The 9,014-nt window shown below is 64.3% G+C and carries 9 protein-coding genes; 5 read left to right on the top strand and 4 right to left on the bottom strand.

The genetic code is table 11. The features are described from left to right. Positions 1-416 precede the first annotated feature (416 nt). The 4 genes from rpmH (at position 417) to mnmE (ending at position 4,332) form a co-directional block, all read left to right on the top strand. Positions 417-551: a 50S ribosomal protein L34 gene (rpmH, locus tag QWG60_RS16800; protein WP_008959105.1), complete on the top strand. Its 135-nt coding sequence runs from the start codon at positions 417-419 to the stop codon at positions 549-551. Positions 552-564: 13 nt separating this feature from the next. Further along, positions 565-960, top strand: a complete 396-nt coding sequence (gene rnpA, locus QWG60_RS16795; protein WP_082090861.1) for a ribonuclease P protein component — start codon at positions 565-567, stop codon at positions 958-960. A 204-nt stretch (positions 961-1,164) separates the two neighbouring features. Further along, complete coding sequence (gene yidC / locus QWG60_RS16790) at positions 1,165-2,850, top strand: membrane protein insertase YidC (RefSeq protein ID WP_035594564.1); 1,686 nt, start codon at positions 1,165-1,167, stop codon at positions 2,848-2,850. 111 nt (positions 2,851-2,961) lie between these two features. After that, positions 2,962-4,332: a tRNA uridine-5-carboxymethylaminomethyl(34) synthesis GTPase MnmE gene (mnmE, locus tag QWG60_RS16785; protein ID WP_146909148.1), complete on the top strand. Its 1,371-nt coding sequence runs from the start codon at positions 2,962-2,964 to the stop codon at positions 4,330-4,332. Positions 4,333-4,482: 150 nt separating this feature from the next. Here the strand turns inward: mnmE and QWG60_RS16780 are convergent, their stop codons facing one another. The 4 genes from QWG60_RS16780 to QWG60_RS16765 all read right to left on the bottom strand — a co-directional run bounded on the left by QWG60_RS16780 (position 4,483) and on the right by QWG60_RS16765 (position 7,933). Beyond that, the gene (locus QWG60_RS16780; RefSeq protein ID WP_107181724.1) at positions 4,483-5,328 is read right to left on the bottom strand and encodes a 23S rRNA (adenine(2030)-N(6))-methyltransferase RlmJ; all 846 of its coding nucleotides are present in this window, start codon (positions 5,326-5,328) and stop codon (positions 4,483-4,485) included. Between the two features lie 74 nt (positions 5,329-5,402). Next, entirely contained in the window at positions 5,403-6,074 is a 672-nt protein-coding gene (locus tag QWG60_RS16775; RefSeq protein WP_035594558.1) for an OmpA family protein, read from the bottom strand. Positions 6,075-6,161: 87 nt separating this feature from the next. Beyond that, positions 6,162-7,328, bottom strand: a complete 1,167-nt coding sequence (hemW, locus tag QWG60_RS16770) for a radical SAM family heme chaperone HemW (protein ID WP_046078884.1) — start codon at positions 7,326-7,328, stop codon at positions 6,162-6,164. After that, positions 7,325-7,933 carry an XTP/dITP diphosphatase gene (locus QWG60_RS16765; RefSeq protein WP_046078883.1) on the bottom strand — a complete coding sequence of 203 codons (609 nt, stop codon included), beginning with the start codon at positions 7,931-7,933 and terminating at the stop codon, positions 7,325-7,327. Before QWG60_RS16765 ends, hemW begins: the two co-directional genes overlap by 4 nt. Before the next feature lie 374 nt (positions 7,934-8,307). On the opposite strand from QWG60_RS16765, the gene QWG60_RS16760 reads away from it, so the two are divergent. Beyond that, entirely contained in the window at positions 8,308-8,982 is a 675-nt protein-coding gene (locus tag QWG60_RS16760) for a LuxR C-terminal-related transcriptional regulator (protein WP_046078882.1), read from the top strand. The last annotated feature ends 32 nt before the right edge of the window (positions 8,983-9,014 follow it).

The following is a 9,014-nucleotide window of genomic DNA, read 5'->3' as shown; positions in this document are numbered from 1 at the left end:
GCCCGGGGAGGTAGGAAGATCCTGCGAGGAATCTGAGTACGTGAGTGGCCCTGTGGATGACTCGAGATTCCATCCACCCTTCATCCACCGGTTGCTCGCCGATCGCCAACGGGGTGTCCACACGATTATGATATCCACAGCTTATTGAGGAAAAAGGAAATATATCGGTTATCCACAAATCTTTTCCCCACCAATAATCACAGGGTGTAATAGAAAACCCATACTAGTAATAATAGTGGATCCACCAGGGCCCGCGAGAGAACGACCCGTCGAAAAGTCGCAAGGAAAAATTGCGCCCGAGGCCCGATATCACTACAATTTCCGGTCCTGAGCCGAATCTACCCGGATTCCCCACCGGAACCCGGGCGCCTCTGAATCGCCGATTTGTTCCAAAAACCACGTGGGAATAACGAGTTATGAAACGCACATTTCAACCTAGCGTTCTCAAGCGCAAGCGCGCGCATGGTTTCCGTGCTCGCATGGCCACCAAGAACGGTCGTGCCGTCCTGGCGCGTCGTCGCGCCAAGGGCCGCAAGCGCCTGAGCGCCTGATCGCGGACCTCGCGTGTCCAGTCAGGGCTTTCCCCGGCAGCTGCGCCTGCTGACTGCCGGGGACTACCGACGCGTCTTCGACACCGCTGCCTTCAAGGTCCATGGCAAGGGATTGATGGCCCTGGCCTCCCCCAATGATCTGGGGCATCCCCGCCTCGGACTGATCTTCAGCAAGAAGAACGTGCGTCGGGCCGTCGACCGCAACCGCCTCAAGCGCATCGCGCGCGACTCCATTCGTCTTCGCCAACACCGGCTTCCCCCTGTGGATATCGTGCTGCTCGCCAGACGCGGCGTTCAGGATCTGGACAACGCCACCGTCCACCGTCAGCTGCACGGCATGTGGAAACGTCTGGAACGCGAAGCGAACAAGGCGGCCACGAGCGACTCACCTGAGGCAGAGCGTCGATGACGCCGACTGCCCGTCGCTGTTGGCACCGCCCGGAGCCTGCATGCGCGTGATCACGCCAGACGCCATCCCGCTTGACCTCGTCGCGTTCCCAAGGGACGCTCGGCGAGCCAACGCTAGCCTGCCCCCGGCAGGCTTTCGCGTATGTCGGGCCGGCGAGCGGCATCGCGCCACCGGATTGTTCACCACCCATCGAGCAGACCCCTCATGGATGTAAAACGACTACTACTGCTGATTCCCCTGGCGGTCCTCGCCTACCTGATCGTCGTGCAGTGGAATCAGGATTACGGTCAGGTGGCCACCGCCCCCCAGGCCCCGACCATCACCAGCGAGAATCCGACGTCCTCTTCCCCGGACGCCGGCGGTGACGACCTCTCGGTACCGACCCGGAACACGGCACCCGACGACATGGCCGGCAACATTCCCGGTCAGGCACCGTCCGGCAACAGCCGTGACCTGGTGGCCGTCTCCACCGACGTGCTGGACGTGCGCATCGATCCGCAGGGCGGCGACATCGTCTACGCCGCCCTGCCCCAGCACCAGTTCGCGCTCGATTCCGGACAGCCCTTCGTGCTGCTGTCCAACGACCAGACGCGTAGCTACGTGGCCCGCTCCGGCCTGCAGCTGGAAGGTCATCAGGGCCGCCTGACCTTCGCTTCCGAACAGACCGAATACCGTCTCACCGAGGGCGAAGACGCGCTGCAGGTGGATCTCTCCGCCAGCGTCGACGGCGTGGACGTCATCAAGCGCTTCACCTTCGATCGCGACAGCTACGCGGTGAAGGTCGACTACCTGCTGGACAACCAGAGCGAGACGCCGCTCACCGCGCGCTTCATCGGTCAGCTGGTCCGCGACGACAGCGCCGACCCGTCGACCGGGCCCAAGATGGGCATGAGTTCCTATCTGGGCGCCGCCTACTCGACGCCGGACGACAGGTACCTGAAGGTCGACTTCGACGAGATCAAGAAAGGCAGCTTCGAGAACCGCGACGTCGAAGGCGGCTGGGTCGCCATGATCCAGCACTACTTCACCTCCGCCTGGGCCCCGCCCCAGGACCAGCAGAACCTCTACTACGCCACCACCGACTCCCAGAACCGCAACGTGGCCGCCTTCGCCGGCGCGACCGAAAACGTGGCCGCGGGCGGCTCCGCCACCCTGGGCGCCACCCTCTACATGGGCCCCAAGATCCAGGAGCGCCTCGAGGCCGTGGCCCCGCACCTGGAACTGACCGTCGACTTCGGCTGGCTGTGGTTCATCGCCAACCCGCTGTTCTGGCTGCTGGATCACATCCAGAACGTGATCGGCAACTGGGGCTGGTCGATCGTCATCCTGACCCTGCTGGTCAAGGCCGCCCTGCTCCCGCTCTCCGCCAAGGCCTACAAGTCCATGGCACGGATGCGCAAGCTCGGCCCGGAGATGCAGCGGCTCAAGGAGCAGTACGGCGACGATCGCCAGAAGATGTCCCAGGAGATGATGAAGTTCTACCAGAAGGAGAAGATCAATCCTCTGGGCGGCTGCCTGCCGATCCTGGTACAGATGCCGGTGTTCATCGCCCTGTACTGGATGCTGCTCGAGTCCGTGGAGCTGCGCCACGCGCCCTTCATGTTCTGGATCCAGGATCTGTCGGTGAAGGATCCGTTCTTCGTGCTGCCGATCCTGATGGGCGCCTCGATGTTCGTGCAGCAGCTGCTCAACCCGACGCCGCCGGACCCGACCCAGGCGAAGATCATGAAGCTGTTGCCGGTGGTCTTCACCTTCTTCTTCCTGTGGTTCCCGGCCGGCCTGGTGATCTACTGGGTGGTGAACAACATCACCTCGATCGCCCAGCAGTACTTCATCACGCGCAAGATCGAGGCCGACCCCAACGTCGGCAAGGGCATGAAGACCAAGTAACGGTTCCCCGTCACAGGTCTTCCCTCCCGCTCCAGACCCCCGCTTCGGCGGGGGTCTGGCGTTTGCGGGGCCGTCACCGGACAATAGCCACGTCTCACCGAGGAGCCACCGATGGCCGAAAGCCTCTATTCCCAGGACACCATCGCCGCCCTGGCCACGCCCCCGGGGCGCGGCGGCGTCGGCATCATTCGCGTCTCAGGGCCTGCCTGCCGGTCGATCGCCAGCAGCCTGCTGGGACACTGCCCTGCCCCGCGCTTCGCCCTCTACGGGCCGTTCAGGGGCGACCAGGGCATGATCGACGAGGGCATCGCGCTGTTCTTCGAGGGCCCGAACTCCTTCACCGGCGAGGACGTGCTGGAGCTCCAGGGCCACGGCGGCCCGGTGCTCATGGACCTGCTGCTGGAGCGCTGCGTGCGGCTCGGCGCCCGCCTGGCCCGCCCCGGCGAGTTCTCCGAGCGCGCCTTCCTCAACGACAAGCTCGACCTGGCCCAGGCCGAGGCCATCGCCGACCTGATCGAGGCCAGCTCCCGGGGCGCCGCCGAGAACGCCCTGCGCTCGCTGCAGGGCGAGTTCTCGCGGCGGGTCGAGGGGCTGGTGCAGCGCCTGATCGAGCTGCGCATGTACGTCGAGGCGGCCATCGATTTCCCCGAGGAGGAGATCGACTTCCTGGCCGACGGCCACGTGGCCGCCAAGCTGGCCGAGGTCCGCGGCGAACTCGGTGAGGTGCGAGCGGCGGCGGCCCAGGGCGCGCTGATGCGCGAGGGCATGAGCGTGGTGATCGCCGGGCGTCCCAATGCCGGAAAGTCCAGCCTGCTCAATGCCCTCACCGAGCAGGAGACCGCCATCGTCACCGATATCGAGGGCACCACCCGGGACGTGCTGCGCGAGCACATCCATCTGGACGGCATGCCGCTGCACGTGATCGATACCGCCGGCCTGCGCGACACGCCGGATGCGGTGGAGCAGATCGGCGTGGCCCGGGCCTGGAGCGAAATCGAGAAGGCCGACCGGGTGCTGCTGATGGTCGATGCCGCCACCACGGATGCCCTCGACCCCATGGCGATCTGGCCGGAATTCGTCGAGCGCCTGGCCGATCCGTCGCGGCTGACGCTGGTGCGCAACAAGGTCGATACCAGCCAGGAAACGCCGGGACTCGACTTGTCCACAGCCACACCGGTAGTGCGGCTGTCGGCGAAGACCGGTGAGGGTGTGGATAACCTCAAGGAGCATCTCAAGGCGGTGATGGGCTTCTCGGCCACCACCGAGGGCCGCTTCTCGGCCCGGCGACGCCATCTGGACGCCCTGGATCGCGCCGAGCAGGCGCTCGGCAACGGCGAGGCCCAGCTGGCCGGCTACGGCGCCGGCGAACTGCTTGCAGAGGACCTGCGCGACGCCCAGCAAGCGCTGGGCGAGATCACCGGCGAGTTCAGTGCCGACGATCTGCTGGGTGAGATCTTCGGCAGTTTCTGTATCGGCAAATAGGGGCAAGCGGGTCACAGCAGTCGGCGCGCTGCGCCGGCTCTCCACCAGCCCCCGGGGTCGATCTTCGGCAGTTTCTGTATCGATAAATGGCGGCGAGCAAGGCAGCAGGTGCCTCTGCGTCGAGCCGTAGAGACTTTCCTGAGCCCGTTCCTACTCGCCCACCCACCAGTCACCGCGATGGCGGGCGGTGGGCCCCCACAGCGGCAGCAGTGCCGCCATGGCCTCATGGATGCGCTCATCGAGGCCCCAGGGCGGGTTCACGACCAGGATGCCGCTGCCGTACATGCCATGGCCCTCACCGGGGTCGCCCAGCGTCAGTTCGCTGCACCAGATCTTGCGCAGGCCGCCGTCGCGAAGGCCTTCCAGCAGCGCCTGATGGCGTCCGGCGGGCAGCATCGGATACCAGATCATGACCACGGCGTGGCGCGCCTTGCGCATGGCCGACAGCACGGTGTCGGCCACCTCGTCGTATTCCGCCTTGCGCTCGTAGCTGGGATCGATCAGCACGCACAGCCGCGGCGTCTTCACCGGTAGCGCCTTCAGCAGCCCGGCCAGGCCATCGCCCTGGATGCGCTTCACCGCCTCCGGCAAGGCCTGGTCGGCCAGGTGGCCGTGCTCGCCGGGGTGCAGCTCGAACAGCCGCAGCCGGTCCTGCTCGCGCAGGCGATGCGACAGCCACCAGGGCGAACCGGGATAGTGGTCAAGCCCGCCGCCCTGCTGGACCTCGCCCACCGCCGCCAGCCAGTCGCCCAGCAGCGAGGAGGCCTTCGACAGCCCCGTCCTTTTCGCCCACGGCCTGGCCACGCCCTGCTGGTATTCCTGCAGCCGTGCCGTCTCGGCGGCGGCCAGCGGATAGAGCCCGCGACCGGCGTGAGTATCGATATACGTAATAGATGATTTTTTACGTAACAAGTGATCGACGACGGCGTAAAGCGTCAGATGCTTGTGAACGTCGGCGAAGTTGCCCGCATGGTAGGCGTGCTGATAGGAAAGCATGGCGGTGGTCGTGTCATGGGAAAGAAAAGGGCCCGCCCCTGACAGGGGCGGGCCCGGCAAGCGTGGGAACCCGATCAGCCCTGGGACATGGGCGTCAGAGTGATCTCCACGCGACGGTTCTGAGCACGGCCGGCTTCGGTCTCGTTGCTGGCCACCGGCTGGTTCTCGCCGTAGCCGTTCATGTAGAGACGGTTGGAAGCCACACCGCTTTGCGAGAGGTAGCTGCCGACCGCCTGGGCACGACGCTCGGAGAGACGCTGGTTGTAGCTGGCGTCTCCGGTACTGTCGGTGTGGCCGGCGATGTTGACGCGTGTCTCGGGGTACTGGGTCAGCACCGAGGAGACATCGTTCAGCGCGTTGCGCGCCTGCATGGTCAGCTCGCTGGAATCGAAGCCGAAGGTCACGCTGCTGGGCATGTTGAGAATGATGTCGTTGCCCTGACGTTCGACACCGATGCCGGTGCCTTCCATGCTCTGGCGCAGTTGCTCTTCCTGCTTGTCCATGTAGGCGCCGATGCCGCCACCGGCGGCGGCCCCCACGGCGGCGCCGATCAGCGCGCGGTCGCGACGACTGGTGCTGCCGTCGCCGCTGAGCGCACCGGCGGCGGCACCGACCACCGCGCCGATGGTGGCGCCGGTGCCGGTCTGGCTGCGCTGGGTCTCACCGGTGTTCGGGTTGGTCGTGGTGCAGCCCACCAGCAGGGCGGCGGCCGCGAGCGGCGCGATCATGCGAACGGTCTTGGTCATAGCGTCGTCGACTCCGTGTTGACGAATGGCATTCCGGCCGGCCCCTCTCTTTCCCAGGTTACCAAGGTATTCACCAGGGCCTTCTCTTCAGGCGTCGATCAGGGCCAGCAGCTCATTCAAGAATAATAGACCCTGGGGGGAGGCTTGAAGCCTTTCGCCATCTTCCACCAGAAGTCCTTTTTTCCTCGCCACTTCGAGACTTGCCTGCAGCCGACCCACCGGCCGGCCGGTATGGGCCGACCAGGTCGACAGCGGCACGCCCTCGACGAGACGCAGCGCGTTCATGGCGAACTCGAGCGGCAGCTCGTCGGGCGAAATCGGCTCGCGACCGGCCACGAAGCCGCGCGGGTCATCATGCCGTCGCAGGTAGGCCTCGGGCTGGCGGGTCTTCCAGCGACGCTCGACATGAAAGCCGTCATCGTCGTGAGCGCTCAGCTTGCCATGGGCGCCGGCCCCGATGCCCAGATAGTCGCCGAATCGCCAGTAGTTGAGATTGTGGCGCGCCGGGCGGCCTGGCTGGGCATAGGCGGAAATCTCGTAGCGCGCGAAGCCGGCGGCTTCCAGGCGCTCGTGCCCGAGCTCCTGGATGTCCCAGAGGGCCTCCTCCTCGGGCAGCTCGGGCGGGCGCGAGTGAAACTCGGTGTTGGGCTCGAGGGTGAGCTGGTACCAGGACAGGTGCTCGGGCGCGAGCGCCAGTGCCTGTTCCAGGTCGTCGAGGGCCAGCGCCGGCGTCTGGCCCGGCAGGCCATGCATCAGGTCCAGGTTGAGGTTATCGAACCCGGCCTCGCGGGCCTCGGCAACGGCCAGTCGGGCCTCTTCACCGCTGTGGATGCGGCCCAGCGCGGACAGCTGCGCGTCCTGAAAGCTCTGCACGCCGATCGAAAGCCGGTTGATGCCCGCGGCGCGATAGCCGGCGAAGCGGCCCCGCTCCACGGTCCCCGGATTGGCCTCCAGGGTGATCTCGATATCGTCGGCGAAGGGCAGGCGAGATGAAACCGCCTCGAGCAGACGGCGGTAGAAGTCGGCCGACATCAGGCTCGGCGTGCCGCCGCCGATGAAGATGCTGACCAGCACCCGCCCCGCCGCCAGCGGAAGATCGGCGTCCAGGTCGGCGATCAGCGCCGCCAGATAGGCCTCCTCGGGCAGGCTGGCTCTGGCCCCGACACCGTGGGAGTTGAAATCGCAGTAGGGGCACTTGCGCACGCACCAGGGCACGTGGATATAGAGCGCCAGGGGCGGCAGTGAATGGCTCATGAGGAGAATGACTCGCCGTCGAGCTGCGCCACCAGGGCCTGCAGGGCGCGCCCCCGATGGCTCAGACGGTTCTTCTCGTCGGATGAGAGTTCGGCGGCGGTCTTGCCGCATTCCGGCACCCAGAACAGCGGATCGTAGCCGAAGCCACCTTCGCCGCGAGCCTCGGTGAGAATCTCGCCGTCCCAGCTCTGCTGTACGATCAGCGGCACCGGGTCCTCCGCGTGACGGAGCAGCACCAGCACGCACCAGTAGCGGGCCGTGCGCTGAACCGTCGGCACGTCCGACAGGGATTCGAGCAGGTAGGCGTTGTTGCGGGCGTCATCCTTGGGCTCGCCGGAGAAGCGCGCGGAATAGATGCCGGGGCGCCCCTGCAGGGCATCCACCGCCAGCCCCGAGTCGTCCGCCATCGCCGGCAGGCCGCTGACACGGCTGGCTTCCCGGGCCTTGAGCAGGGCGTTCTCGACGAAGGTCAGCCCGGTCTCCTCGACCTCCGTCACGTCGAAGTCCGACTGAGGACGAACGTCCATGCCCAGGGGCGCGAGCAGCTGGCCGAATTCGCGCAGCTTGCCGACATTGCCGCTGGCCAGCACAACAGTTGTCGTCATTTCATCATCTCGATTGGTCACTATCGTTGCGGCGGCATTCTAAGCGCCCCCTGAGGCGAATGAAACAGGAAGGCCGCAGGCGATCTACGCCCTGAACGTGAGTCAACAACATAGGCGAACCCAGCGAGCGTCAATCCTTTAGACTGATTTTTCTCATACTAAATGGCGAACAACGTGGCCTCGAAAAACAAAAAGCCTCCAACCCATTGATAGAGGGGAAATATCTCACTGGTAATAAAAAATAAAATTTTAATAACTATTTATTAGTTACATTCCATTACAATGAAGACGAGACTGGATAAGACCTTACTCTGATCCCGTTACTCGTAAGGAATAAGGGGCGAGCATGTCAGATATTTCATTGAGGTCAGGCTATGGAAAACAATAATCGCCTAATACAGCTGGTCACCGAAAACACGCCCCAGTCTCAGCTGTTCGCTGACTACCTGCGCCAACAGCTCGACTGCCAGGTTGCCATCCTGTCGCCTTCCAATACACGGAAGCTCAAAGCGGACAATGAGGAAATCCTCATCCTGCTCGATGCCGACCATATGGACGACGCCGCGATGCAGGCCTGGCAATCCCATGTCGCAGAGCGGCCTGAGGCCTCCCTGGCAAGCTTCAATCTCAGGGATGAGGACCATGCCGTCGAGATATTGTCCTGCATGCATGTCAGGGGAATCTTCTACCGTGACGACAGCCTGCCACTCATCTGTAAAGGACTGCGCACCCTGCAGGAAGGGCAGCTATGGATGTCGCGCTCCCTGATGGGCCGAATGCTGGAGTTCTACCGGCGCCACCAGATCAACGCCTATCGACCGGCCTGTGGCCTGACACAACGCGAACTCGAGATCATCGGCCTGCTGGGATCCGGTGCTTCCAACATGGAAATCGCCGATCGCCTCTTTGTCAGCGAACATACCGTAAAGTCACATCTTTATAATATATTCAAGAAAATCGATGTGCATAACCGCCTCCAGGCTGTCAACTGGGCACGACATAACCTCGGCGCTCCCCCTCCGGTCCCCCAGAAATCTCATCACGGCTAGGTCATCGAGACTAGAAAATTCATGTGAATTTT

It is taken from the genome of Halomonas halophila (assembly GCF_030406665.1).
Lineage (GTDB): Bacteria > Pseudomonadota > Gammaproteobacteria > Pseudomonadales > Halomonadaceae > Halomonas > Halomonas halophila.
The sequence above is the reverse complement of the archived record's forward strand: the minus strand, read 5'-3'. Positions and strand labels throughout refer to the sequence as shown.

Coding starts and splice junctions, on each gene's coding strand:
- rpmH (WP_008959105.1), top strand. CDS start 417: ATGAAACGCACATTTCAACCTAGCGTTCTCAAGCGCAAGCGCGCGCAT.
- yidC (WP_035594564.1), top strand. CDS start 1,165: ATGGATGTAAAACGACTACTACTGCTGATTCCCCTGGCGGTCCTCGCC.
- mnmE (WP_146909148.1), top strand. CDS start 2,962: ATGGCCGAAAGCCTCTATTCCCAGGACACCATCGCCGCCCTGGCCACG.
- QWG60_RS16780 (WP_107181724.1), bottom strand. CDS start 5,328: ATGCTTTCCTATCAGCACGCCTACCATGCGGGCAACTTCGCCGACGTT.
- QWG60_RS16775 (WP_035594558.1), bottom strand. CDS start 6,074: ATGACCAAGACCGTTCGCATGATCGCGCCGCTCGCGGCCGCCGCCCTG.
- hemW (WP_046078884.1), bottom strand. CDS start 7,328: ATGAGCCATTCACTGCCGCCCCTGGCGCTCTATATCCACGTGCCCTGG.
- QWG60_RS16765 (WP_046078883.1), bottom strand. CDS start 7,933: ATGACGACAACTGTTGTGCTGGCCAGCGGCAATGTCGGCAAGCTGCGC.
- QWG60_RS16760 (WP_046078882.1), top strand. CDS start 8,308: ATGGAAAACAATAATCGCCTAATACAGCTGGTCACCGAAAACACGCCC.